25 protein-coding genes and 1 pseudogene are annotated in these 24,343 nt (G+C 75.3%); 15 read left to right on the forward strand and 11 right to left on the reverse strand.

All coding sequences use genetic code 11. The features are described from left to right. Nucleotides 1-55 precede the first annotated feature (55 nt). Nucleotides 56-1,024, forward strand: coding sequence for a zinc-binding dehydrogenase (locus ACU616_RS19675; RefSeq protein WP_446760102.1), 969 nt, complete (start codon nucleotides 56-58; stop codon nucleotides 1,022-1,024). A gap of 13 nt (nucleotides 1,025-1,037) precedes the next feature. Here ACU616_RS19675 and ACU616_RS19680 read toward each other — a convergent pair whose 3' ends face one another. Further along, complete coding sequence (locus tag ACU616_RS19680) at nucleotides 1,038-2,588, reverse strand: acyl-CoA synthetase (RefSeq protein WP_446760103.1); 1,551 nt, start codon at nucleotides 2,586-2,588, stop codon at nucleotides 1,038-1,040. Nucleotides 2,589-2,769: 181 nt separating this feature from the next. Between ACU616_RS19680 and ACU616_RS19685 the strand changes: the two genes are divergently transcribed. Then, a complete protein-coding gene (locus tag ACU616_RS19685) occupies nucleotides 2,770-4,389 on the forward strand; it encodes a methyl-accepting chemotaxis protein (protein WP_446760104.1) in 1,620 nt (539 codons plus the stop codon). A gap of 16 nt (nucleotides 4,390-4,405) precedes the next feature. Here the strand turns inward: ACU616_RS19685 and ACU616_RS19690 are convergent, their stop codons facing one another. Further along, a complete protein-coding gene (locus tag ACU616_RS19690; protein WP_446760105.1) occupies nucleotides 4,406-4,885 on the reverse strand; it encodes a nucleoside deaminase in 480 nt (159 codons plus the stop codon). A 49-nt stretch (nucleotides 4,886-4,934) separates the two neighbouring features. Continuing rightward, nucleotides 4,935-5,072: a hypothetical protein gene (locus ACU616_RS19695; protein ID WP_446760106.1), complete on the reverse strand. Its 138-nt coding sequence runs from the start codon at nucleotides 5,070-5,072 to the stop codon at nucleotides 4,935-4,937. Between the two features lie 181 nt (nucleotides 5,073-5,253). On the opposite strand from ACU616_RS19695, the gene ACU616_RS19700 reads away from it, so the two are divergent. Then, nucleotides 5,254-5,994, forward strand: coding sequence for a helix-turn-helix domain-containing protein (locus ACU616_RS19700; protein WP_446760107.1), 741 nt, complete (start codon nucleotides 5,254-5,256; stop codon nucleotides 5,992-5,994). A 34-nt stretch (nucleotides 5,995-6,028) separates the two neighbouring features. Here ACU616_RS19700 and ACU616_RS19705 read toward each other — a convergent pair. Beyond that, nucleotides 6,029-6,354: pseudogene (locus tag ACU616_RS19705) on the reverse strand (acyl-CoA thioesterase); the annotation flags it as partial. On the opposite strand from ACU616_RS19705, the gene ACU616_RS19710 reads away from it, so the two are divergent. Genes ACU616_RS19710 through ACU616_RS19720 form a run of 3 tightly spaced genes read left to right on the forward strand, consistent with a single transcriptional unit; the run spans nucleotide 6,320 to nucleotide 8,420 of the window. After that, nucleotides 6,320-6,946, forward strand: coding sequence for a TetR/AcrR family transcriptional regulator (locus ACU616_RS19710; RefSeq protein ID WP_446760108.1), 627 nt, complete (start codon nucleotides 6,320-6,322; stop codon nucleotides 6,944-6,946). The pseudogene ACU616_RS19705 and the gene ACU616_RS19710 overlap by 35 nt on opposite strands. Further along, nucleotides 6,943-7,152, forward strand: coding sequence for a ferredoxin (locus tag ACU616_RS19715; protein ID WP_446760109.1), 210 nt, complete (start codon nucleotides 6,943-6,945; stop codon nucleotides 7,150-7,152). Before ACU616_RS19710 ends, ACU616_RS19715 begins: the two co-directional genes overlap by 4 nt. Then, the gene (locus ACU616_RS19720; protein WP_446760110.1) at nucleotides 7,149-8,420 is read left to right on the forward strand and encodes a cytochrome P450; all 1,272 of its coding nucleotides are present in this window, start codon (nucleotides 7,149-7,151) and stop codon (nucleotides 8,418-8,420) included. Before ACU616_RS19715 ends, ACU616_RS19720 begins: the two co-directional genes overlap by 4 nt. A gap of 66 nt (nucleotides 8,421-8,486) precedes the next feature. Here ACU616_RS19720 and ACU616_RS19725 read toward each other — a convergent pair whose 3' ends face one another. Together ACU616_RS19725 and ACU616_RS19730 are read right to left on the reverse strand one after the other, a co-directional pair. Next, on the reverse strand, nucleotides 8,487-9,422 hold the full coding sequence (locus tag ACU616_RS19725) for an alpha/beta hydrolase (RefSeq protein WP_446760111.1): 936 nt from the start codon (nucleotides 9,420-9,422) through the stop codon (nucleotides 8,487-8,489). Between the two features lie 36 nt (nucleotides 9,423-9,458). Beyond that, nucleotides 9,459-10,979: a flavin-containing monooxygenase gene (locus ACU616_RS19730; protein WP_446760112.1), complete on the reverse strand. Its 1,521-nt coding sequence runs from the start codon at nucleotides 10,977-10,979 to the stop codon at nucleotides 9,459-9,461. Nucleotides 10,980-11,159: 180 nt separating this feature from the next. Here ACU616_RS19730 and fabG point away from each other — a divergent pair, with 180 nt between their 5' ends. From fabG to ACU616_RS19750, 4 genes are all read left to right on the forward strand, one after another. Next, nucleotides 11,160-11,873, forward strand: coding sequence for a 3-oxoacyl-ACP reductase FabG (gene fabG / locus ACU616_RS19735; protein WP_446760113.1), 714 nt, complete (start codon nucleotides 11,160-11,162; stop codon nucleotides 11,871-11,873). Continuing rightward, nucleotides 11,873-12,643, forward strand: coding sequence for an enoyl-ACP reductase FabI (gene fabI / locus ACU616_RS19740; RefSeq protein ID WP_446760114.1), 771 nt, complete (start codon nucleotides 11,873-11,875; stop codon nucleotides 12,641-12,643). The genes fabG and fabI overlap by 1 nt, the downstream gene beginning before the upstream one ends. Nucleotides 12,644-12,665: 22 nt before the next feature. Next, nucleotides 12,666-13,787, forward strand: a complete 1,122-nt coding sequence (locus ACU616_RS19745; RefSeq protein WP_446760115.1) for a ferrochelatase — start codon at nucleotides 12,666-12,668, stop codon at nucleotides 13,785-13,787. 162 nt (nucleotides 13,788-13,949) lie between these two features. Then, complete coding sequence (locus ACU616_RS19750; protein WP_446760116.1) at nucleotides 13,950-14,786, forward strand: class I SAM-dependent methyltransferase; 837 nt, start codon at nucleotides 13,950-13,952, stop codon at nucleotides 14,784-14,786. Nucleotides 14,787-14,882: 96 nt separating this feature from the next. Here the strand turns inward: ACU616_RS19750 and ACU616_RS19755 are convergent, their stop codons facing one another. Continuing rightward, a complete protein-coding gene (locus tag ACU616_RS19755) occupies nucleotides 14,883-15,617 on the reverse strand; it encodes a hypothetical protein (RefSeq protein ID WP_446760117.1) in 735 nt (244 codons plus the stop codon). A gap of 65 nt (nucleotides 15,618-15,682) precedes the next feature. Between ACU616_RS19755 and ACU616_RS19760 the strand changes: the two genes are divergently transcribed. After that, nucleotides 15,683-16,126: an NfeD family protein gene (locus ACU616_RS19760; protein WP_446760118.1), complete on the forward strand. Its 444-nt coding sequence runs from the start codon at nucleotides 15,683-15,685 to the stop codon at nucleotides 16,124-16,126. Nucleotides 16,127-16,207: 81 nt separating this feature from the next. Further along, nucleotides 16,208-17,374, forward strand: a complete 1,167-nt coding sequence (locus ACU616_RS19765; protein ID WP_446760119.1) for an SPFH domain-containing protein — start codon at nucleotides 16,208-16,210, stop codon at nucleotides 17,372-17,374. Between the two features lie 73 nt (nucleotides 17,375-17,447). Here the strand turns inward: ACU616_RS19765 and ACU616_RS19770 are convergent, their stop codons facing one another. Further along, the gene (locus ACU616_RS19770; RefSeq protein WP_446760120.1) at nucleotides 17,448-18,452 is read right to left on the reverse strand and encodes a SigB/SigF/SigG family RNA polymerase sigma factor; all 1,005 of its coding nucleotides are present in this window, start codon (nucleotides 18,450-18,452) and stop codon (nucleotides 17,448-17,450) included. Then, nucleotides 18,449-18,883, reverse strand: coding sequence for an ATP-binding protein (locus tag ACU616_RS19775; RefSeq protein WP_446760121.1), 435 nt, complete (start codon nucleotides 18,881-18,883; stop codon nucleotides 18,449-18,451). The genes ACU616_RS19770 and ACU616_RS19775 overlap by 4 nt, the downstream gene beginning before the upstream one ends. Before the next feature lie 384 nt (nucleotides 18,884-19,267). Here ACU616_RS19775 and ACU616_RS19780 point away from each other — a divergent pair, with 384 nt between their 5' ends. Continuing rightward, the gene (locus ACU616_RS19780; RefSeq protein WP_446760122.1) at nucleotides 19,268-21,094 is read left to right on the forward strand and encodes a SpoIIE family protein phosphatase; all 1,827 of its coding nucleotides are present in this window, start codon (nucleotides 19,268-19,270) and stop codon (nucleotides 21,092-21,094) included. Between the two features lie 59 nt (nucleotides 21,095-21,153). Further along, nucleotides 21,154-22,164, forward strand: coding sequence for a DNA topoisomerase IB (locus tag ACU616_RS19785; RefSeq protein ID WP_446760123.1), 1,011 nt, complete (start codon nucleotides 21,154-21,156; stop codon nucleotides 22,162-22,164). A 105-nt stretch (nucleotides 22,165-22,269) separates the two neighbouring features. Here the strand turns inward: ACU616_RS19785 and ACU616_RS19790 are convergent, their stop codons facing one another. Together ACU616_RS19790 and ACU616_RS19795 are read right to left on the reverse strand one after the other, a co-directional pair. Beyond that, nucleotides 22,270-22,668 (reverse strand): STAS domain-containing protein, encoded by a 399-nt coding sequence (locus ACU616_RS19790; RefSeq protein ID WP_446760124.1) that lies wholly within the window; start codon nucleotides 22,666-22,668, stop codon nucleotides 22,270-22,272. A 325-nt stretch (nucleotides 22,669-22,993) separates the two neighbouring features. Further along, nucleotides 22,994-23,506 carry a hypothetical protein gene (locus tag ACU616_RS19795; protein WP_446760125.1) on the reverse strand — a complete coding sequence of 171 codons (513 nt, stop codon included), beginning with the start codon at nucleotides 23,504-23,506 and terminating at the stop codon, nucleotides 22,994-22,996. Between the two features lie 145 nt (nucleotides 23,507-23,651). Here ACU616_RS19795 and ACU616_RS19800 point away from each other — a divergent pair, with 145 nt between their 5' ends. After that, nucleotides 23,652-24,269: a DUF1360 domain-containing protein gene (locus ACU616_RS19800; RefSeq protein WP_446760126.1), complete on the forward strand. Its 618-nt coding sequence runs from the start codon at nucleotides 23,652-23,654 to the stop codon at nucleotides 24,267-24,269. The last annotated feature ends 74 nt before the right edge of the window (nucleotides 24,270-24,343 follow it).

Here is a 24,343-nt window from a genome sequence, read left to right on the forward strand (position 1 = left end):
CGACGGCCGGCGGCGCGTCCGCCGTCGGCGAGGGCACCGGGAAGCGGAGGCGGGCATGTGGGCACAACGGCTGGTGGCTCCCCGGCGGCTGGAGCCGGTGGAGGTCCCGGCGCCGCGGGAGGCCGCACTGGGGCCGGGTGAGGTCCTGGTCGCGGTCGCCGCCGGCGGCATCTGCGGCAGCGACCTGCCGTTCTTCCGCGGCGGGATCTCCCCGGACGTGGGCCTGGACGCCGGTGAGTTCGGCACCCCGGGGTTCCCGATGCACGAGGTCGCCGGCTCGGTGGTCGCCTCCCGGCACCCCGACCTCCAGGTGGGCGACGACGTCGTCGGCTGGGCCCCGCGCTTCGACGGCCTGGCCGAGCTCGTCGTCTGCGACGGGGACGGGCTGCACGCCCACGACCGCCGGTTCCCGGCGCGCACCGCGGTGATGATCCAGCCGCTGGCGTGCGTCCTGTACGCCATGGAGCAGGTGCGCCCGGTCGCCGGCCGCACGGTGGCCGTCATCGGGCAGGGGCCCATCGGGCTGCTCTTCGGGCACGTCGCGAAGGCGGCCGGTGCCGCGCGCGTCGTCGGCGTCGACGCGGTCGACCGGTCCGACCTCGCCGCCACCTTCGGCGTCGACGAACCGGTGTGGGCCGCGAGCGACCTGTGGGCGGCGTCGCTGCCCGCCGGGGACCGGCCGGACCTGGTCGTGGAGGCGGTCGGGCACCAGACGGCGACGCTGACCCACGCGGTGGAGGCCGCCGCGTTCGGCGGCGAGGTCTTCTACTTCGGCGTCCCCGACGAGCTGGTGTACCCGCTGCCGATGTGGCTGATGCTGCGCAAGAACCTCACGCTGCGGGCCGGGGTCACGCTCGAGCGGCGGCGGGTGCTGGCCCTGGCCGAGCGGTACCTGCGCGAGCACCCGGAGCTGGCGGAGCGCTACGTCAGCCACGTGTTCGGCGTGGACGACGCCCAGGCGGCCTTCGAGCACGCGGTCCGTCCCGCGCCCGGGCAGGTCAAGATGGTGGTCGCGGCGACCTGAGGGCCCGGCGGCCTCAGCGGGTCGTCGCCGGCCGGTGGTCGCCGCGCAGCAGGTGCTTGCGGAGCTTGCCGGTCGGCGTGCGCGGCAGCTGCGCGACGAAGTCCACCGACGCCGGGCACTTGTAGTGCGCCAGCCGCTCGCGGGTGTAGCCGATCAGCTCGGCCGCCAGGTCGTCGGACGGCGCGACGCCGTCGGCGGGCTGGACGACGGCTTTCACCGCCTCGCCCATCTCCTCGTCGGGCACCCCGATCACCGCCACGTCCGCGACGGCCGGGTGCAGGACCAGCACGTCCTCGACCTCGCGCGGGTAGACGTTCACCCCGCCCGAGATGATCATGAAGGACTGGCGGTCGGTGAGGAACAGGAAGCGGTCCTCGTCGAGGTAGCCCATGTCGCCGACCGTCGTCCAGGTCGGGTGGTCGGGGTGCTGGGCCGCCGCGGTCGCCGCCGGGTCGCCGTGGTAGCTGAAGGGCATCTCCTCGCGCTCGAAGTAGACGACGCCGACCTCGCCGGGGCCGAGGTCCGCGCCGTCCTCGCCCACGATGTGCACGGTCCCCATGACGCCGTCGTGCCCGACCGACCCGGGCTTGCCCAGCCACTGGGCGCTGTCGATGAAGGTGCCGCCGCTGGACTCGGTGCTCGCGTAGTACTCGTAGAGGACCGGCCCCCACCACTCGATCATCGCCCGCTTGACCTCCACCGGGCACGGCGCCGCGGCGTGCACCGCGCAGCGCAGGCTGGAGACGTCGTAGCGGCGGCGGACCTCCTCCGGCAGCTTGAGCATGCGCACGAACATCGTCGGCACCCACTGGCTGTGCGTGACCCGGAACCGCTCGATGGCCGCGAGCGCGGCCTCGGCGCCGAAGGACTCCATCATCACGACCGTCCCGCCGAGGGCCTGGACCATGCCGACGAAGCGCAGCGGCGCGGCGTGGTAGATCGGCGCCGGGGAGAGGTAGACGGTGTCGGGGCCGAACCCGTACATGCCGCCGAAGACGGCCGTGAGCGTGTCACCCGGCTCGGTCACCTGCCGGTCGGGCAGCGCCGGCTTGATCCCCTTGGGCCGGCCGGTGGTGCCCGAGCTGTAGAGCAGGTCCCCGCCGCGGGGCTGGTCGGCCGGGGGCACGGGGGCGGCCGCGGCGAGGGCGGCCTCGTAGTCGCCGAACCCCTCGACGTCCCCGGCGTAGGCCAGGGCCGTGCGGATCCCCGGCACCCCGGCCAGCACGGCACGGGCCAGGTCGCCCAGGGCGGCCGACGCGACCAGGACCGTCGCGCCGCAGTCGCCGACGATGTACGTCGCCTCGGCCGGTGTCAGGTGCCAGTTGACCGCGGTGACGTAGAGCCCGGCCCGCTGGCAGGCCCAGTAGACCTCGCTGGCCTGCGGCCGGTTGTCGGTCAGCAGCGCGACGACGTCCCCGCGCCGCAGCCCCAGCCCCCGCAGGTGGGCCGCCAGGCGGGTGGAGCGCTCCTCGAGCGCGGCGTAGGTCAGCGTCTCGCCCGTGCCGGCCATGACGACCGCGGGCTTGTCGGGCGTCGTCACGGCGTGCGCGCCGGGGTAGGGCATCAGGGCCTCCGAGGAGCGGGACCGGGACCACGTGGTCCCGAGGCTAGGACCTCGGGCCGGGCCCCGGGGACGGGCCGGGGCCCTCGACCCGGAACGGGCCCGACCGGTTCGGCTCAACCCGGGACCAGGACGACCGATCGTCCGGGTGTCCTGCCCGCCGTCGTCCGGAGATCCCGTTCCCGTGAACCCGCTCAACCGCCTGCGCACCGGCCCCCGCCTGTTCCTCGCCTTCCTGCTGGTGTTCGGCCTCTCCTCGGTCGCGACCGTGGTGGGCCTGGTCGGGCTCAGCGCGCAGCACGCCGCGGCGGTCGAGGTCGACCACCTGGGCGTGCTGGTGCAGGAGATGGACGAGTCGGCCTACTACACCGCCAGCATCGGCGCGTGGGAGATGGGCGTCGCCACCGATGCCTTCACCCTCGGCCCGCAGCAGGCGGTCTCCGCGGACGGGCCGAACTGGCAGGGGCTGCAGGGTGAGCTCGCCGCGGCCCGCGAGATGCTCGACTCGGTCCACACCGAGTACATGACCCCGGCCGAGCGCGAGGACTTCGCCGCGCTGGCCGACACGTGGGAGGACTACCTGGCCACCGCCGACCAGGCGCGCGCCATCCTCACCTCCGGGGCCCCGGACGCCGCCAACCGGCTCGTCACGTGGCTCAACGACGACCAGCAGGGCCAGCTGGTGACCTACCTCGCCGTGACCGAGGCCTCGACGGCGATGGTCGACCAGGTGCAGGAGCGCGCGGCCCGGACGTCGGCCGACGCTGCGGAGGAGGCCACCGTCCACCGGACCGCCACGTTGATCACCCTGGGCCTCGCGCTCGTGGCCGCGCTCGTCCTCGCCCGCGCCGTCCAGGTGTCGGTGACCCGGCCCCTGCAGAAGTGCGTGGCGGCGCTGCGGGCGCTCGGCCGCAAGGACCTCTCGGCCCACCTGGACCTGCGCACCCGCGACGAGATGGGCGAGATGGCCGGCGCCCTCAACGACGCGGGCGCCGTGATGCGCGAGGCCGTCGCCGACATCGGCCGCAGCGTGGACACGCTCAGCGGCGCGTCGACCGGGCTCTCCGACGTCGCCAGCCGGCTGTCCTCCTCGGCGGCCCAGGTCTCCGACCAGGCGCAGGGCTCGGCCGGGCTGGCCGCCGAGGTGAGCCGCAACGTGCAGACGACGGCCAGCGGCGCCGAGGAGATGGGCGCGAGCATCCGCGAGATCGCGGTCAACGCCCAGCAGGCCGCGCAGGTCGCCGCCGCGGCCGTGGAGACCGCCCGGGACACCAGCGCGACGGTGGCCAAGCTCGGCGAGTCCTCGGCCGAGATCGGCAACGTGCTCAAGGTGATCACCTCGATCGCCGAGCAGACCAACCTGCTGGCCCTCAACGCCACCATCGAGGCCGCCCGCGCCGGGGAGGCCGGCAAGGGCTTCGCGGTCGTCGCCAACGAGGTCAAGGAGCTGGCCCAGGAGACGGCCAAGGCCACCGAGGACATCGCCCGACGGGTGGAGGCCATCCAGGCCGACACCGGCCAGGCGACCCGGGCGATCGCCGACGTCTCCGACACGATCGACCGGATCAACGCCTTCCAGTCGGCCATCGCCACCGCCGTCGAGGAGCAGACCGCGACCACCCAGGAGATGAGCCGCAGCGTGGGCGAGGTCGCCAGCAGCGCGACCGCCATCTCCTCGACCGTGGGCGGCCTGGCCTCGGCGGCCGACGCCGCCCAGGAGGCCGCGAGCACGCAGCACGCCTCCGACGAGCTCGGCCGCCTCGCCGGGCAGCTGCGCGGGCTGGTGGCGCAGTTCTCGGTCTGACCCGCCCGCGGGCGGGTCAGCCGCCGCGGTGCAGCCGCTCGTGCAGGGCCCGGACCTCCTCGTCCAGGCCCGGCGCGGGGCCGTCCACGGGGACACCCGGCGCCACCTCGCCGACCGGCAGCGGACGCACCGGCGCCGGCGGGACGCCGAGGTCGGCCAGCCAGCCGGCCAGCTGCGCTGCGGAGCTGGCGTAGACGATGCGGCCGAGCCCCACCCACCCGTGCGCGGCCGCGCACATCGGGCAGTGCTCGCCCGAGGTGTAGACGGTGCCCGCCGTGCGGTCCTCCGGGGACAGGTGCGTGGCGGCCCAGCGGGCGATCGCGAACTCCGGGTGCCGCGTGGCGTCCCCGCCCGCCACGCGGTTGCGGTCCTCGAGGAGCACGGCGCCGTCCGGACCGGCCAGCAGCGACCCGAACGGCTCGTCCCCCGCCTCGAGCGCCTCGGCCGCCAGGTCGACGCAGCGGCGCAGGTGGGTGAGGTCGGTGTCGCTCAGCACGCCGCGATCCTGCCCGCTGAGCGGAACCGGCGCCGGTGGCGGTCGGGGCTCAGTGCTTCTTGTCGGTGGTGGTGAGCCGCTCCACCTGCGACCGGGCGTCGACCTTGGTCTTGCGCTCGGAGCGCTTCTCCTTGAGGGACTTCCCGGACTTCTTCGACATCGAGTGTCGCGGGGACTTGTCGGCCATGGCGCGCTCCCTCGTCGGGAGCCTGGGCGGCTCCGTGCCCGAACGCTACGCGCGATCGCCCAAGGCGTCGGCCGGATCGCCGCCGGACGTCGGAGCCGCACCCGGCCGGCCGGCGGCCGCCCGGCCGTACCATCCGGTCCGCCCGGGGCTGCTGCCGGCGGAGATCGCGAGGGGGACACCGATGCCCGGGGACGTCGGTGCTCCCGAGGGCCGCAGCGAGGGCCGCAGCGAGGGCCGCAGCCCCTGGAAGTGGAGCCGTACGGGGGAGACCCGGCGGGTCCTGCTCGACGCCGCCCGCGCGGTGTTCGCCGAGCGCGGCTTCGCCGACGCCGGCGTCGCCGAGGTGGTCGAGCGGGCCGGCGCCAGCGTGGGCAGCCTCTACCACCACTTCGGCGGCAAGAGCGAGCTGTTCCTCGCGCTGTGGGAGGACTGGCAGAGCAGTCAGGAGCAGCGCGCGGCCCGGGCCGTGGCCGCGGCGCGCACGGCGGGGGAGACCCGGCCGCTGGCGCTGTTCGCCGCCGGCGCCCGCGGCTTCCTGCGCGGCTCCTGGGAGGGCCGCGCCGTCGGCGTGCTGTTCGTCGACGCCGACGGCCCACCCGGCTTCGAGCTGATGCGACGGCGGCGCGCCTCGGGGTGGCTGCGGCAGAACGCCGTCCTGCTGGGCACGCCCGACGACGCCCTCGGGCGGCTGACGGTCTCGGTGCTCACGTCGGTCATCGGCGAGGCCGCGCGCGAGGTCATGGGCAGCCGCAGCCGCCGGGAGGCCGAGGCGATCACCGACGCCGCCCTCGCGATGATCGAGCGGCTCGGCGTCCTGCCCGAAGCGGAGGCGCCCGGGGCGGAGGTCCCCGGGATGGGGGTCCCCGGGGTGGAGGTCGACGACGCCCCAGCGGACGGACCGTCCCCTCCTGCGCCACGGTGAGCACCAGCCGGCCGGCGCGGTCGAGGACCCGGCCCGAGCACATCACCCGCCCGCCGTCGGCCCAGGTGCTCTCCTGCTCGTAGTAAGCCACTCGTCGGCGCGGGCGAGACGGTGGAACCACCCCGCGTGGTCGAGGCTGGCCGCCGCGACGTCCGGGGCCCCGATCATGGTCCGGTGCGGCGCCAGAGACGTCGACAGCAGCAGGACGTCGGACACGTGGGCCGGCGCGCAGCCGTGCAGCAGCGCGTCGTCGGGCAGCGGCTCGCGGCGCTCTCGCGCGCCGACCCCTTGACGGCGGGAATTGAACCACTGTTCGATTCGTGACGTGGGTCGCACTCCGGGTGCCACCGCGGCGGACACGCGGGACCGTCTGCTGCGCGCGGCCGCCGACGTCTTCGCCCGCCGGGGCTACGAGGGCACCCGCGTGTCCGAGGTCGCCGCGGCGGCCGGGCTGAGCAACGGCGCGATGTACGCCTACTTCGGGTCCAAGGCCGAGCTGCTCGTCGACGCGCTCCGCGTGCACGGCCGCCGGTTGCTCGCCGACCTCGTCGCCGCCGAGCCCACCCGCTCGCTGCCCGACCTGCTGCTCGCCAGCGGCCGCACGCTGCGCCGCCGGCGGGAGCCCGACGGCGAGCTGCTGGTCGAGGCGCTCGTGGCGGCCCGGCGCGACGGCGACGTCCTCGGGCCCGTGCGCGGCTACGTGCACGAGCGCGCCGACTGGCTGGCGGGCCTGGTGCGGCGCGGGCAGGACGACGGCGGCATCGACGCCGCCGTGTCGCCGCGCGCCGTCGCGCACCTGTGCCTGGCCCTGGCCGTCGGCACCGCCCTCGTCGGCCCGGACGTCGACCCGGTCGACGACGAGGAGTGGACCGCCCTGCTCGGCCGCCTCGTCGCGTCCCTCGCACCAGCAGCCGACCCCGCCACCACCGCCGAGATGGGGAGCCGTCCATGAGAGTGCAGATCGACCCGAGCCTGTGCCAGGGCCACGGGCGGTGCTACGACCTCGCGCCCGACCTGTTCGGTGCCGACGACGAGGGCTACGCCACCCTGCTGACCACCGACGGGCAGGTGCCGCCCGGCTGCGAGGACGCCGCCCACCTCGCCGCCGACAACTGCCCCGAGGCCGCGGTCCTGGTGTTCGAGGAGGTCGCGCCGTGACCGTCGACGACCGCTTCACCGCAGACGCCGGCAGCCTGCGGTCCGACCCCGCCCTCGGCTCCATGACCGAGCCGGTGACCGGGCCGGTGACCGACTGGGCCACCGACTTCTCCCACACCGAGGAGGAGTGGGCCGAGGGGGCGATCGGCATCTGGGACGACCTGCGCCAGCGGTGCCCGATCGCGCACACCGAGCGCTTCGGCGGGGCGTGGCTGCCCACCCGCTACGACGACGTCGCCGCGGTGGCCTACGACACCGAGCACTTCTCCTCGCGGGCGATCATCGCCGGCAACTTCCGCCCGCCCCGGGCGCTCGCCCCGGTGGGCGGCACGCCGCCGATCTCCTCGGACCCGCCGTTCCACCACGACGCCCGCAAGCTGCTGCTGCCGGCCTTCACCAAGAGCGCGGTGAGCCGCCAGGAGGAGTCGACCCGGGCGTACTGCCACGCGCTGCTCGACGGCCTGGCCGGGCGGGAGGTCGTCGACGCGGCCGCCGACTACGCCCAGCACATCCCGGTGCGGGTCATCGCCGACATGCTCGGCTTCCCGCCCGAGGACGGGCCGCGGTTCCGGCACTTCGTCGAGAACGCGCTCGAGGCGATCGACCTGCCGCCGGACGAGCGCATCGCGCGCAGCAGCCACCTCTTCGAGTACCTGCTCGTCCAGATCCGCGACCACCTCGAGCACCCGCGCGAGGACCTCACCACCTACCTGCTCGAGGCCGAGCTGTACGGGCGCAAGCTCGAGCCCGCGCACGTGGCCGGGACGATGGCGCTGCTGCTCATCGCCGGCATCGACACCACCTGGAGCGCGATCGGCGCCTCGCTGTGGCACCTGGCCGGGCACCCCGAGGACCGGCGCCGCCTGGTCGCCGACCCCGCGCTGCGGCCGACGGCGGTCGAGGAGTTCCTGCGCGCCTACGCCCCGGTGACCATGGCGCGGCTGGTGAAAGAGGACGTGCACTGGCGCGGCGTGGACATGCGGGCCGAGGACTGGGTCCTGCTGTCCTTCCCCGCCGCCAATCGCGACCCCGCCCGGTTCGACCGCGCCGACGAGGTGCTCGTCGACCGCCAGGTCAACCGGCACGCCGCCTTCGGCCTGGGCATCCACCGCTGCGTCGGCTCGCACCTGGCGCGGATGGAGCTGCGCGTGGCGCTCGACGTCTGGCTCGACCGCGTCCCCGAGTTCAGCCTGGCCGACCCCGCGGCGGTGCGGTGGTCGACCGGGCAGATCCGCGGGCCCCGGGCGCTGCCGCTGCGCCTGGGCTGAGGGCACGGGGCCGAGGACACGATCGGGCCCCGGTCCGCGGGCGCGGACCGGGGCCGGATGGGGTGCTCAGCGGTGCAGCAGCTCCCCGAAGCGGGCGCTGCTCTCGTCGATCGCGGCCTGGGCGGCCGGTGAGGCGGTGCCCATGTCGAAGAACCCGTGGATCAGCCCGGCGTAGCGGGTGACCGAGGCCTCTCCGCCGGCGGCGCGCAGGGCCTCGCCGTAGGCCTCGCCCTCGTCGCGCAGCGGGTCGTACTCCGCCGTCACGATCACCGCCGGCGGCAGGCCGGAGAGGTCGGCCGCGTGCAGCGGCGACAGGCGCGGGTCCTTGGCGTCGTCGAACGCACCGGCGTAGTGCCCGTAGAACCAGTCCATCGTGGGCTGCTCGAGGAAGTAGCCGCGCGCGTTCTCCACCCGCGACGGGTACTCGCCCATCGCGTCGACGGCCGGGTAGATGAGGAACTGCCCGCTGAGCCGGGTGCCCTCGGCGGTCAGCACCTGGGCGACGACGGCGGCGAGGTTGCCGCCCGCGCTGTCGCCGGCCACGGCCATCCGGTCGTCGCCGCCGAAGCGGTCCAGGTGCGCGGCGATCCAGCGCGCCGAGGCCACGGCGTCGTCGGCGGCCGCGGGGAACGGGTGCTCCGGCGCCAGCCGGTAGTCGACGGCGACGACGACCGCCCGCCCGCCCCGGCACACGTGGCGGGCCATGTTGTCGTGGGTGTCGAGGTCGCCGATCACCCAGCCGCCGCCGTGGAAGAACGCGACGGTCGGGAACGGGCCCTCGCCCTCGGGCCGGTACACCCGGGCGCGCAGGTCACCCACGGCGCCGGGGACGGTCAGGTCCTCGGTGCTCCCGACGGCCACGACCTGTTCCGGGGTGCGGGTCCCGGCGGTGAGTGCCAGGTACTGCGCGCGCCCGGCGTCGGGCGTCCCCTCGTACATCGGGGGCATGCCCGACTGTTCGAGCATGCCCAGCAGGGCGGCGGTGTGCTGATCGACCGGCACGGTTCTCCTCTTTCTCGGGGGTGGTCGGGCGGCGCGTCAGGAGTAGACGAGGCCGTCGTCGAGGTCGGCGGCCGGGAGGCTGTCGCGCTCCTCGACGTACTCCTTGAGGTGGGTCCAGGGCTCGCGGTCGCCGCGCTTGAACAGCAGGTGCTGCGAGCGCATGACGTAGCCGGCGTTGAAGTTGTCCGGGTCGGCCCAGGGCAGCAGCGGCATGTCGGCGTCCTCCGGCCGCAGCCGGGGGACGACGACGGAGGCGCCGCGCTCGGCCATGTGCTCGAACAGCCGGCAGACGAAGGCGCTGACCAGGTCGGCGCGCAGCGTCCAGCTGTGCCGGAAGTAGCCGAAGACGTAGGCCATGTTCGGCACGCCGGTGATCATGATCCCGCGCCAGGTGACCCGCTCGGGGAAGACGACCGGCTCGCCGTCGACGGTGAAGGCGACGTCGCCGAACACCGACAGGTCGAAGCCGGTCGCGGTGACGACGACGTCGGCCTCGAGCTCCTCCCCGGAGGCCAGCCGGATGCCGGTCTCGGTGAACGTCTCGATGGTGTCAGTGACGACCGAGGCCGTTCCCTCCCGCAGCGCGGCGAACAGGTCGCCGTCGGGCAGGACCGCCAGGCGCTGCTGCCACGGGCGGTAGGTCGGGCTGAAGTGCCTGTCGACGTCGAACCCCTCGGGCAGCAGGGGGCGCATCTCCTCGACGAGGAAGGCGCGCAGCTCCTCGGGGCTCTCGAAGGACATCCGCTGCAGCTCGTCGCCCTCGGCGATGTGCGCCCGCCGCAGGATCTCGTGGGTCCACTCCTCGGGGACGTCGAGGGCCCGCAGGGTGACCGCCAGCTCGTGGGTCTTGGGCCGGGCGATGAAGAACGTGGGCGAGCGCTGCAGCATCGTCACGTGCGCCGCCGTCTGCGCCAGCGCCGGCACCACCGTCGCCGCGGTGGCGCCCGAGCCGATCACCACCACCCGCTTGCCGGTGGTGTCGAGGTCGTCGGGCCAGTGCTGCGGGTGCACGACGGTGCCGCCGAAGCGGTCCAGCCCCGGCCACTCGGGCGTGTGCGCGCGCCGGTGGTCGTAGTAGCCCTGGCACATCCACAGGAAGCCGGCGGTCAGGCGCAGCTGCTCGCCGGTGTCCTCGCGGGTGACCTCGACGGTCCAGCGGCGCTCCTCGGTCGACCAGCTCGCGGCGGTCACCCGGTGCTGGTGGTGGATGCGCGGGCCGAGCCCGGACTCCTCGACCACCTCGTCGAGGTAGGCGAGGATCTCGTCGGCCGTCGCGATCGACGGGCCCCGCCACGGCTTGAACGAGTAGCCGAAGGTGAACAGGTCGCTGTCGGAGCGGACGCCGGGGTAGCGGTGGGTCCACCAGGTGCCGCCGCGCGCCGGCAGGGCGTCGAGGACGACGAAGCTGCGCTCCGGGAACCGCGTGGTCAGGTGGTGGGCGGCGTCGATGCCGGAGATGCCCGCACCGACGACCAGCACGTCGACGTGCGCGGGGATCCCGGCGTCCCCCGCCGGCTCCGGGGCGGTCGCGCGGCTGGGCAGCTCGGTCGTGGTCATGGGGCCTCCGGGAACGGCGTGACGGACGTCACGAACCTAGACCGGGCGGGTCCGCATGACCAGAACGGCGTTCGGATTCACCGTCGCGGGTCCGGGCGGGAGCCGGCGGCGGCCGGGTGGGACCCGTGGCCAGCGACTAGGTTCGGGAGCCGACACGGGCGGACGGCGAGGAGGGCACGGATGGCGGAGTCCGGCAGGTCGGTGCTGGTCACCGGCGGCAACCGGGGGATCGGGCTGGCCATCGCCCGCGCGTTCGCCGACCACGGCGACCGGGTGGCGGTCACCCACCGCGGCAGCGGCGCCCCCGACGGGCTGCTCGGCGTGCAGTGCGACGTCACCGACGCCGAGGCCGTCGACCGGGCCTTCACCGAGGTCGAGCAGGCCCACGGGCCGGTCGAGGTGCTGGTCAGCAACGCCGGCATCACCCGCGACGGGCTGCTCATGCGGATGAAGGAGGACGACTTCACCGACGTCCTCGACGCCAACCTGACTGCCGCCTACCGGGTGGCCAAGCGGGCCGCGGCGAGGATGGTCCGCGCCCGCAGCGGCCGGATGGTGTTCGTCTCCTCCGTCGTCGGGCTGCTGGGCTCGGCGGGGCAGACCAACTACGCGGCGTCCAAGGCCGGTCTGGTGGGCCTGGCCCGCTCGATCGCCCGCGAGCTCGGCAGCCGCGGCATCACCGCGAACGTGGTGGCGCCGGGCTTCGTCGAGACCGACATGACCGCGGCGCTGCCGGAGAAGCGGCAGCAGGAGATCCTCGGCCAGGTGCCGCTGGGCCGCTACGCCTCGGCGGAGGAGATCGCCGGCGTCGTGCGCTTCCTGGCCGGCGACGCGGCCGGCTACATCACCGGGGCCGTCGTCCCGGTCGACGGCGGACTGGGGATGGGGCACTGATGGGCATTCTCGAGGGCAAGACCGTCCTGGTCACCGGCGTGCTGACCGAGGCCTCGATCGCGTACGCGACCGCGCGGATCGCGCAGGAGCAGGGCGCCACCGTCGTCCTGTCCAACTTCGGCCGCGCGCTGTCGCTGTGCCAGCGGATCGCCAAGCGGCTGCCCGCCGAGGCGCCGGTGGTCGAGCTCGACGTGACGAACACCGAGCACCTCGCGACGCTGGCCGACCGGCTGCGCGAGCACGTCGGCGACCGCCTCGACGGCGTCGTCCACTCGATCGGCTTCGCGCCGCAGGAGGCCATGGGGGAGGGGTTCCCCGAGGTCGCGTGGGAGCACGCGGCCACGGCCTTCCAGGTGTCGACCTGGTCGATGGCCTCGCTCACCCAGGCCTGCCGGCCGCTGTTCGGCGGGACCGCCTCCGTCGTCGGGCTGACCTTCGACGCCAGCGTCGCCTGGCCGGTCTACGGCTGGATGGGCGCGGCGAAGGCGGCCCTGGAGTCGACGTCGCGCTACCTCGCCCGCGAGCTGGGCCCCGAGGGCGTGCGGGTCAACCTCGTCGCCGCCGGCCCGCTGCGCAGCATGGCGATGAAGTCCATCCCCGGCAGCGCCCAGTTCGAGCAGGCCTGGGAGGGCCGCGCCCCGCTGGGCTGGTCGGTCACCGACACCGAGCCGGCGGGCAAGGCCGTCGTCGCGCTGCTGTCGGACTGGTTCCCGGCCACCACCGGCGAGATCGTCCACGTCGACGGCGGTTTCCACGCCGTGGGCGTCTGAGCACCCCGCGGAGAGAGGGCCCGTGCCCCGCGCCACCGTCGACCTCCACCCCGGCCAGCGACCCGACGAGGACCCGTCGCTCGCCGTCCGCAACAACGGGGGCGCGCCGCCGTCGTCCGCCCCGGCCCCGGCCGGCCGTCGCGAGGCGCTGCTGGTGCTCTCCTTCGGCGGGCCGCGCGGCACCGACGACGTCATGCCGTTCCTGGAGAACGTCACCCGCGGGCGCGGCGTCCCGCCCGAGCGGCTGGTCGACGTCGCCGAGCACTACCACCACTTCGGCGGGGTCAGCCCGATCAACGAGCAGAACGAGGCGCTGGTCGCCGCGGTGCGGGCCGACCTCGCCGCGGCCGGCGTCGACCTGCCGGTGTACTGGGGCAACCGCAACTGGGACCCCTACGTCGAGGACGTCTGGCAGCAGATGACCGACGACGGGATCGAGCACGTGTACGTGCTGGCCACCTCGGCGTACGCGTCGTACTCGGGGTGCCGGCAGTACCACGAGGACGTCGCCCGGGCCCGCATCGCCACCGGCGGAGGCCCGACGGCGGAGAAGCTGCCGCACTACTTCGACGCGCCGGGCTTCGTGCGGGCCAACGCCGACGCCCTGGCCGCCGCGCTGGCGCAGCTGCCCGACGACGTGCGCGGCTCGGCGCGGCTGGTGGCGACGGCGCACTCGATTCCCGACGCGATGGCCGTCGTCGCCGGTCCTGACGGGCACGCCTACGAAGGAGAGCTGACCGCCGCCGCCCGCGCCGTCGTCGACGCCGTCGACCCCGGCCGGGGCTTCGACCTGGTGTGGCAGAGCCGCAGCGGCCCGCCGTCGGTGCCGTGGCTGGAGCCGGACGTCAACGACCACCTGCGGGCGCTGCACGAGAACGGCGAGACGGCGGTCGTGCTGTTCCCCGTCGGGTTCGTCAGCGACCACCTCGAGGTGGTCTGGGACCTCGACAACGAGGCCCGCGAGACCGCCGAGGAGCTCGGCATGGCCTTCGTGCGGGCCGCGACGGCGGGCACCCACCCGGCGTTCGTGGCCATGGTCCGGGAGCTGTTGCAGGAGCGGCGCTCCGGCAGTGAGCCGCGGCTGGGCACCAACTGCCCGGCGGCCTGCTGCTTCGTGCAGCGCCCGGCGGCCCGCCCGGCCTGACCGGACCTCCCGGGGTGTTCCCCGGGCTCCGGGGGTCCTGCAACACCCCTCCACCCGGAGGAACACCCCCGGAGCGGGCGGCGCGGCGGGGCGTTGACCCGCCGGCCGGCCGCGGGTAGACCGGGGCGTCCCAGTCCCAGTCCCCGGTCAGGACGGTGTGCCGTGGTCGACGTCCACCCCGCCAATGCCGGCCAGCTGGGCGCCTGGGACGGCGCGCAGGGTGCCTACTGGGCCGCCCAGGCCGACCGCTTCGACCGGTCGGTCGCCCGCTACGACGCCGCCTTCCTCGCCGCGGCCGACCTGCGGCCGGGGGAGCGGGTCCTCGACGTCGGCTGCGGCACCGGCCGCACGACCCGGGAGGCCGCGCGCCGCACCGGGTCCGCGCTCGGCGTCGACCTGTCCTCGGCGATGCTCGAGGTCGCCCGGCGCCGCGCCGCCGAGGAGGAGCTGACCGGCGTCCGGTTCCAGCAGGCCGACGCCCAGGTGGCCGACTTCCCGCCGGCCGGCTTCGACGTGGCGATCAGTCGCACCGGCGCGATGTTCTTCGCCGACCCGGTGGCCGCGCTGGCCAACGTCGGCCGGGCGCTGGTGCCCGGCGGCCGGCTGGTCCTGCTGGTGTGGCAGGCGCTGGAGGCCAACGAGTGGATGACCGAGATCCTCGGGGCGCTGGCCGCGGGGCGCCCGCTGCCCAGCCCGCCGCCCGGCGCGCCCGGGCCGTTCTCCCTCGCCGACCCCGACCACCTGCGCGGCGTGCTGGCCGCCGCGGGTCACCGTCAGGTGGAGGTCGAGGGTCTGGCCGAGCCGGAGTGGTTCGGCGCCGACGCCGACGACGCCCAGGAGTTCGTGCTCGGCCTGGCCGGCTGGCTGCTCGACGGGCTCGACGACGCCGCCCGGGCCCGCGCCGTGGCCGATCTCCGGCGCCGGCTGGAGGCCCACACCGGCCCCGACGGCATCGAGTTCGGCTCCGCCGCCTGGCTGGTCACCGCCCGCCGTCCCTGACCTCCTGCGGGAGGGGGGATGCCGTGATCATCGGCGAGTGGCGGTCCGACACGCCGGCGGGCGCGACCACCCGCCGGTGATCACGGGCGGAGCAGCTCAGCGGGGGACGGCGTTGCAGGCGGCGGTGATCGCCTCGCGGACCGCGGTGGCCAGTGGGCGCAGCGCCTCGTCGCGCGCGGCCGCCTGCCCGTGGGTGACCGCGCCACCGGGGGCGTCGGTGAGGGCCAGGTCGAGCACCCGCGCCAGCCGCTGGGCCCGGGTGAGCACCGACAGCGCCAGCGGGTCGGTGTCCGGCGGCAGGCCCGGAGCGGGCGCGCTGCCGAGCCCGGCCAGCAGCGCCGGCACCTCGGGGTGCCAGCGGGCCAGGTCCAGGGCGGCCAGGGTGCGGGCGGCGTCGCCGACGGCGAGGTCCAGCGCGCCCGACACCTGCCGCAGCGACCCCTCGACCGGCGGTGGCGCGGGCGGCACCCCATCGAGACCGAACGCCGTCCAGGCGGTCACCTCCGGCCCGAGCTCCTCCGGTACCAGCGCCACGTGCTCGCCGACGGCGGCCTGCCCGGCCTCCACCGCGAGCGCGGCCAACCCCGGTGCGCGCGGCAGCCCGCGGACGTCGCCGGGCACGGGCAGCACCAGGCGCAGCCGGCGCTCGCCGAGGCCGCGGAGCGCGGTGAGCGCCCAGCCGAGCGGGACGGCGCCGTCGCTGCCGGGCAGGCCGGTCACGCGGTGCGCGCGGTCGTCGGTCAGCGCGTCGAGAGCGGTGTCGTAGGCGGTGCGGCCGGAGAGCCACGCGGTCGCCCAGACCGCGAACCGGCCGGCGGGGAGGTCGTGCACCGGGCGAGGTTACGTCGCGGTCGCCGGGGCGCCACGACCCCGCCCGGACCTGCGAGACTCGGGCCATGGCTGCGTGGCTGCTGTGGATGATCGCCTCGGGCCTGTTCGTCGCCGGCGAGGTGGCCAGCGGTGACCTCGTGCTGCTCATGTTCGCCGGGGGCGCCGTGGGCGGCACGGTCGTCGCGCTCGCCGGCGGCGCGGTCGCCGTCCAGCTGGTCGCCTTCATCGTCGTCTCGGCGCTGCTGCTCGCCGTCGTCCGGCCGGCGGCCAAGGCCCGCCTCGAGAGCCACGTCCCCGGCCACGTCGACGGCGTGCAGGCGCTCATCGGCCGGACCGCCCGGGTGACCCGGGATGTCGATGCCTCCAGTGGCCGCATCCAGGTGGGCGCCGACGAGTGGAGCGCCCGCAGCCAGTACGGCGGCGAGACCTTCCCCGTCGGCACGACCGTGCGCATCCTGCAGGTCGACGGCGCGACCGCCGTCGTCGGCGACGCCCTCGAACTGGGGTGACCCGCGCCGGACGTGCGTGACCGGCGACGCCGCGAGCGGCAGGATGATCGGTGCACCGTCCGCGACGCACCGGAGGATCCCGTGACTCCCGCCCTCATCGCCCTGCTGGTCGTCGCACTGGTGTTCGTCGTCGTGGTGGCCAAGGCCGTGACGATCGTGCCGCAGGCCCAGGCCAAGGTGGTCGAGCGGCTCGGTCGTTACAGCCGCACACTCTCCCCGGGTCTGTCGCTGCTCGTGCCGTTCATCGACCGCGTGCGCGCCACCGTCGACCTCCGCGAGCAGGTCATCTCCTTCCCGCCGCAGCCGGTGATCACCGCCGACAACCTGCAGGTCGGCATCGACACCGTCGTCTACTTCCAGGTGACCGACCCGCGGCTGGCCGTCTACGGCATCGCGAACTACATCACCGGTATGGAGCAGCTGACCACCACGACGCTGCGCAACGTCGTCGGCGGGCTGAACCTCGAGCAGTCGCTGACCGGCCGCGACGGGATCAACAGCCAGCTGCGCGAGGTCCTCGACGGCACCACCGGCCCGTGGGGGCTGCGGGTCGCCCGGGTGGAGATCAAGGCGATCGAGCCGCCGCCGTCGATCCGCGACTCCATGGAGAAGCAGCTGCGCGCCGACCGCGACAAGCGGGCCATCATCCTCACCGCCGAGGGGCAGCGGCAGGCCGCGATCACCTCCGCGGAAGGGCAGAAGGCCTCGGCGATCCTGTCGGCCGAGGGCAGGAAGCAGGCGGCGATCCTCGAGGCGGAGGCCGAGCGGCAGAGCCGCATCCTGCGGGCCGAGGGCGAGCGGGCGGCGCTGTTCCTGCAGGCGCAGGGGCAGGCGAAGTCGATCGAGACGGTCTTCCAGGCCATCCACGACGGCAGGCCCGACCAGGGGCTGCTCGCCTACCAGTACCTGCAGACGCTGCCGCAGATCGCCCAGGGCGACGCCAACAAGATGTGGATCGTCCCGAGCGAGTTCAGCAAGGCCCTCGAGGGCCTCGGCCGCCTCGGCGGGGCCGACGGCGAGCGGTCCTTCCTCGACGTCCCGGCGCCGGCCGACGGGGCCGCGCCGGCGCGCCCGATCGACACCAGCAGCTGGTTCGAGTCCCAGCTGCCGCCGGCCGCCGAGCAGCCCGAGGCCAAGATCGAGCTGCGCAGCATCACCGACGACGAGCCGGCGCTGCCCGCCCCGCCGCCGCTGCCCCAGCTCGCCGACGAGGTCCGGCAGCAGAACGGCAACCCCACGCCGGCCTGACCGGCGACGTGCGGGAACGGCCCCCTCGCAGGGGCCCGCGCCGAGCTCGCGAGGCGTGGGGGCGAGGGGGTCCTCAGTCCTTGAGCAGGCCCTCGCGGAGCTTGGCCAGGGTCTGGGACAGCAGGCGGGACACGTGCATCTGCGAGATGCCGATGTCGGCGGCGATCTGCGACTGGGTCATGTTGCCGAAGAACCGCAGGATGAGGATGCGCCGCTCGCGGGCCGGGATCGTGGCCAGCAGCGGCTGCAGCGACTCGCGGTACTCCACGCCCTCCAGCGCCGCGTCCTCCTCGCCGAGCGTGGCGGCCAGCGTGGGGGAGTCGTCCTCGCCGGAGAGCCGCTCGTCGAGCGAGCTGCTGCGGTAGGCGTTGGCCACGGCCAGGCCCTCGAGGACCTCCTCGCGCGGGATGCCGAGGTGCTCGGCCAGCTCCGAGGGCGTCGGCGCGCGGCCGTTCTTCTGCGCCAGCTCGCCGACGGCGGAGTTTAGCGACAGGTGCAGCTCCTGCAGCCGCCGCGGGACGCGCACCGACCAGCCCTGGTCGCGGAAGTGCCGCTTGATCTCACCGGTGATCGTCGGGACGGCGAAGGAGAGGAACTCCACCCCGCGGGTCGGGTCGAACCGGTCGATCGCGGCGATCAAGCCCAGCGTGCCCACCTGCAGCAGGTCGTCGAAGGGCTCGCCGCGGTTGCTGAAGCGGCGGGCGAAGTGCCGGACGAGGGGGAGGTGTTCCTCGACGAGGATCTCGCGCAGCCGCTCCCGCCGCGGGTCGTCCTTCTCCAGCGTGGCGAGCTCGGCGAACAGCGGTGCCGTCCGCTCGGCGCGACGGCGGTTGTCCGACACCGGCGCGCTGTCGGCGTCGGCCTCCCGGGCCTCCGAGGCGGGCGGCGTCGTGTCCTCGGCGGTGTCCTCGGCGGTGTCCTCGGCGGTGTCCTCGGCGCTGTCCTCGGTCGGGTCCTCGGTCGGGTCCTCGGTCGCGTCCTCGGCGGTCTCCTCCGCCGGACCCCCGGGGCTCCCGGACGTGTGGTCGGACAGGGGGTCCTCCTCGACGGCCCGGTGGCTGGCGGCCGCCGGGGTCACGGGGCGACCGAGCGGTTCTGGCCCGCACCGCCGACGAGCTCGCCCGGCCGCTGGCCGGGGAGGTACTTGTCCATGGAGATGACGGCGACCGCGGCGTCGCCGCCGTCGCCGGCGGGCACGTCGCCCTGCGTCGCCGCGCGCCCGTCGACGTTGTCGGCCAGCGTCTGCAGCACCGCCCAGCCGAAGCCGTCACGCGGGACGCCGGTCCCCTCGGCGACCGGCACCCAGGCGTCGATGTGCAGCCCGGCGCGGGTCGTCTCGAACACCACGGTCAGCGGGGCGTCACCGAGGGCGATCGCGGCGAGGGTGGCGCAGGCCTCGTCCACCGCCAGGCGCAGGTCCTCGACCGAGTCGAGGTCGTAGTCCATGCGGATGGCCAGGTCACCGGCCATCGCGCGCACCGCGGGGAGCTGGTTGGGCGTGCTGGGCACGCGCAGCTCCAGTCGTTCGGTGCGTCGCCCGTCCTGCGCGGGGGCACTCCTCGAGTCCGCCATCCGTCGTCTGCTCCTCATCCGTGTACCGCGGTCGGCCACCCGCGCGCCGGGCCCTCGCCGGCTCCGGCCCCGCCGGCCGCCGCCGGCGGTGTCCCATCCTGCCCGGCCGCCCGGCCGGGGTGCGCGTGGGGGCGGGCTCCGCTGTCCGTCCAGCACCCGGCCCTACCCGATCCGGACCGGTTCCCAAACACCGTCGGCGCCCCTCCGGGAGGCCGTCCGGGCGGCTCCCGTGCGCGGTTGCCGGGGTACCGGCCCTGTTGTCTGCTTGTCCCGGATGAACGCCAGCCAGGGCAGCACGCCGGGGCCCCTCCCGCCGAGGACGTGGGCCCGGCGGCACTGGTCGCCGCGCTGGAGGACGCGCCCTCGGCGCTGTGGTTCCTGGCCGGCCCCGGACCGCGCACGCTCTGGGCCAACGCCCGCGCCCGCGCCCTGGGCCCCGACCCCGCCGACCTGCCCGTCGTCGGCGGCCGGGCGGTCGCCGACCTCGTCGCCGCGGTCCTCGACAGCGGCCGGCCCGAGACGCTGACCGGTGTCCTCCCCGGCGACGGTCCGCCGGTCACGGTCGCGTTGCGCCCGCTGGTGACCGGCGGCCGGCCCGGCGTCGTGCTGGTGGTCGAGGAGAGCCCCGCGCGCCCCGCCGGCGCCCCGGCCCCCGCGGGGCACCGGCCGGCGACGCCGGCCGAGCAGGACGTCGTCGGCCAGGCCCAGCACTCGCTGCTGCCGCCCTCGCTGCCGCTGCTGCCGGACGTGCGGCTGTCGGGGAGCTACCACCCGGCCAGCTCCGTGCGGTCGGCCGGCGGCGACTGGTACGACGCGGTGTCACTGGGCCACGGCCGCCTGGCGCTGGTCATCGGCGACGCCGTCGGCCACGGGGTGCCCGCCGCCGCGGCGATGAGCCGGCTGCGCGGAGCGCTGCGCTCCAGCGCGCTGCGCGACCCCGCGCCGGCGGCGGTGCTCGCCGCGCTCGACGACTTCGCCGTCCAGATGGAGGACGTGCAGGGCGCCTCGGTCTTCTACGCCGTCCTGGACGCCGCCACCGGCGCGCTGACCTACGCGGCGGCGGGCCACCCCGCGCCGCTGCTCGTGCACGCCGACGGGCGCACCGCCTACCTGCCGGTCACCGCCCGGCCGCCGCTGGGCACCCTGCGCGGGGCCCCGACCCCGGTCGCCCGCGCCGAGCTCGAGCGGGGCGCCACGCTCGTCCTCTACTCCGACGGCGCGGTCACCGCGACCGGCCCACCGCCGGCGCAGGGACTGTCCCGGCTCACCGAGGTGGCCCGGGCCGCGCTCGCCGACCCGGCGGCCCTCGACGGCGAGGCGGTGGCCGGGCTGGCCGGTGTGATCGTCGGCGGACTGCTCACCCCCGACGGCCGTCCCGACGACATCGCCGTCCTGGTGACCCACCGTCGGGCGCACTCGGTCGAGCCGCTGCAGCTGGACCTGCTCGCCATCCCCTCGTCGCTGCCGGCGGTGCGCCGCCGGCTCAGCGCGTGGCTCACGGCGCTGGGCATGGGCGAGGAGGACCGGGTCGGCGTCATGGTCGCGGTGGGCGAGGCGTGCGCCAACGCCGCCGAGCACGCCTACCGGGACACTGAGCCCGGTCCCGTGCAGGTCACCGCGGCCGTGGATGTCGACGGCATGCTCACCGTGACCGTCCGCGACGAGGGCACCTGGCGCCCGCCCGACCGCGACCCCGGCGACCGCGGCCGGGGGCTGCTGATCATGCGGCAGCTCGTCGACGGCATGGTCGTGCAGGGCGAGCACGGCACCACGGTCACCCTGCGGACCCGGCTGCGTCAGTCGCCCGACGAGGAGCCCGAGCACCTGGCCGGCGGCACCGGCGCGAGCGTCGTCGTCGACCGCACGGGCAGCAGTCCGGTGGTGCACGCCACCGGCGACGTCGACATGGTCAGCGCCGAGCAGTTGCGGATCCGGCTGCTGGAGGCCAGTCACGGCGGCACCGTCCGCGTCGAGCTGGACCTGACCGGGGTGACCCTCTTCAGCAGCGCGGCGGTGCGGGTGGTGCTCGCCGTGGCCGCCATCGCCGAGGCCGAGGGCTGGCGGCTGGTGGTGCACGCCCCCGACGGCGGTGTCACCCGCCACATCCTCCTGGTCAGTGGGCTGGAGCGGCTGGTCGAGCTGCGCTGAGCGGCGCCCGTCCGGGTGCCGGTCGTTTGAGGCACGCCTCCGGTGCCCATCCACGGGGCGTGAGACTGCGGCGCAGTGACGTGCACGGCCCCGGCTGGACCCGTCGCCGGGCCGGGCGCGGCTTCTCCTACCGCGACGAGCGCGGGGAGCTGATCCGGGACGCCGAACGGCTCGACCGCGTCCGGGCGATCGCCATCCCGCCGGCCTGGAAGGACGTCTGGATCTGCCCCTGGCCCAACGGGCACATCCAGGCGACCGGGCTCGACGCCGCCGGGCGCCGCCAGTACCGCTACCACGACGCGTGGCGGGCCCGGCGGGACGCCGAGAAGCACGAGCGGGTGCTGGCCATCGCCTCCGAGCTGCCCGACGTGCGTGACCAGGTGGCGACCGCGCTGCGCACCCGCGGGCTCAACCGGGCACGGGTGCTGGCCTGCGCCCTGCGGCTGCTGGACCTGGGCACCTTCCGGATCGGCAGCGAGGAGTACGCCGAGGAGAACGGCACCTACGGCCTGGCCACCCTGCGCCGCGAGCACGTCACGGTGCGGGGGGAGCGGACCTTCTTCCGGTACACCGCCAAGGGCAGCATCGAGCGGGAGGTGGAGATCACCGACCGGCCGACGGCGACCGTCGTCCGGCAGCTGCTCGAGCGGCCCGACGACGCCGGTGACGAGCTGCTGGCCTACCAGCTCGCCGACGGCACCTGGCACGACGTCACCAGCGACGAGATCAACGCCTACCTCAAGGAGGTCAGCGGCGCGGAGATCACCGCGAAGGACTTCCGCACGTGGAACGCGACGGTGCTGATGGCCGCCACGCTGGCCGAGCAGCCGCCGCCGAGGAACAAGACGGCGCGGAACAAGACGATCAAGGCCGCGTACGTGCGGGTCTCCGAGCAGCTCGGCAACACCCCGGCGGTGTGCAAGGCCAGCTACGTCGACCCGCGGGTGGTCGACCGGTACGAGCACGGGGAGACCGTGGCCGACGCGCTCACCCAGGCCGCGGGCGCCGAGGACGACCGCGAGGCGCAGCGCGTGCTCGAACAGGCGGTTTGCCAGTTGCTGTCCGCTTAGCCGGCCCGCCTGCAGGGGCCCGCCGCTCGCTGGCCCGCCTGCAGGCGCCCGCGAACGCAACGAGGCCCCGCCGGGGCGGGGCCTCGTTGCGGGTGGTGCGGGTGGTCAGCGCGCGCTGCTGTCCACGATGGTGAACAGGTCGATCAGGCCGGTGACCTCCAGCGGGCGGGTGACCGCCCGGGTGGTGGCGACGAGCCGCAGGTCGACGTCGCGCGAACGGGCGGACTTCTGGGTCTCGACGAGGACGGCCAGACCCGCGGAGCCCAGGAACTGGACACCGGACAGGTCGATGACGAGCTCGCGGGGCTGTTGCTCGAGCTGGGTGTCCAGCGAGGAGCGCAGCACCGGGGCGGTGAACGTGTCCACCTCGCCGACGACCGTCACCGTGACCGAGCCGTCCTCGCCCGTGGCGGTGGAGAGCGTGATCACGTCGTCGAAGGGTGCCTCCGTGCCCTCGCTGGGCACGTCGTGCTGCCCTCCGGCAGGCAGGTCGGATGCGGTCACGGACGCAGCTCCTCTCAGTGGCCACACCGCACGGCGCGGCCACCGGTCAATCTACCGACGAACGGCCCGGGGGTGTGATCACCCCCGGGTGCACCGGTGGTCCTGAGAAGTGCACCGGAGCCATGGGGGCGACCGGCGCACGCGGCTGCCTGCTCAACCGCGTCATCCAACGTAGACAACCGGATGGCGAGACGCCAACCAGCCCGGCGGGACGCCGCTGGGGCGTCCCGCCGGGCGCGGGCTGTGGGTGCCAGGTCCTGGGTGCCGGGTCCTGATCGGCTGACCGGAGGGGGCGGGACGCGGGCTGCGGGAGTGCGGCCCTACCTCAGGGGTCGATGACGTGGACGGCGGCCTCCTCCGGCCCCTCCCCGCCGGCCCGGCGGTCGGCGGTGGCCTCGACGTCGTCGGCGGTCCGGTTGGTGCCGGAGTCGCTCTCCGGCGTCGTGGAGGTGTCCTGCTCCAGCTGCATGGACGCCGCCTCTGGGTCCTCGGCGGGGCGGACGCCGGGCTGGACGTCGGGCACCTCCCGGTCGAGCCGGCCGCTGAGCGACTCCCCGTCGGACTGCTCGCGGGCGGTGGTGCCGAAGTCGGTCACCGCGCCGGGGTCCTCGCCCGGCATCGGCGCGAACTCCGGGTCCTCCGCGGACTGCATGGTGGGCGAGTCGTCCTGCGCCACCTCCGGGATGCCCTCGTCCTCCGGGAACACGTCCCGCGCGGTCTGGCCCTCCGGCCGCGGGGTGGTGGGGTCCTCGGCGACGCCGGTCAGGCCGCGCTCGTCGTCGGGGAAGTCGGCGTCGTTCTGCGCGGAGTGCAGCGCGCCGGGATCGTTCTCGGTCACGGGGTCCCTTCCTCTCGGGCTGCCGGGACCGGGGTCCCGGCAGCGGACTGCCCTCCGCCTACCCGCCGCCCGGCGGGCCATGCGGGAAAGCGCACCACGCCCGCCGGCGGCATGAGGCGGTGGACGACCGGGTAGCGCTCGGCACATGGCGATTCCAGACCAGGTGCAGCGGATCAGCCGGCCGGTGCGCCGCTGGGCGGAGGAGCAGGGCCAGGCGTACGACGGTGGTCAGGACCGGCCCCTGGGCGGCTTCCTCGGCGCGATGAGCGTCTACACCGCCGCGGTGGCCGCGGGCGCCACGGTGGTGCGCGCGTCGGGCCGGGAGCTGCCCACCCGCATCCCGCTCGGCGACGCCGTCCTGCTCACCGTCGGCACCTTCCGGCTGGCCCGGCGGATCGCCAAGGACCCCGTCACCAGCCCGCTGCGCGCCCCCTTCGCCCGCTTCGACGGGGCCTCCGGGGAGGCCGAGCTGGCCGAGCAGGTGCGCGCCGAGCACGGCTGGAAGCACGCCGTCGGCGAGCTGGTCACCTGCCCCTTCTGCCTGGCGCAGTGGGTGGGCACCGCGTTCGTCTTCAGCTACGTCGCCGCGCCGCGGGCCACCCGCCTGGCCGCGCTGACCATGACGATGGTGGCCGGGTCCGACGTCCTGCAGTTCGCCTACGACGCGCTGCAGAGCAGCGTCACCGGCGACGACGAGGAGGAGGATGGAACCGGCGGGGCCGAGGACGCCGACACCGCCGGACGGCACTCCGAGTCGGCCTGAGCCGCGACAGCAGCGTCCAGCAGCACTGCCCGCTTCCCCCGGGCGGAGGAGCCCGTCGGCCGAGCACGTGCCGG

The sequence above is a fragment of the Geodermatophilus sp. URMC 62 genome (assembly GCF_052931475.1).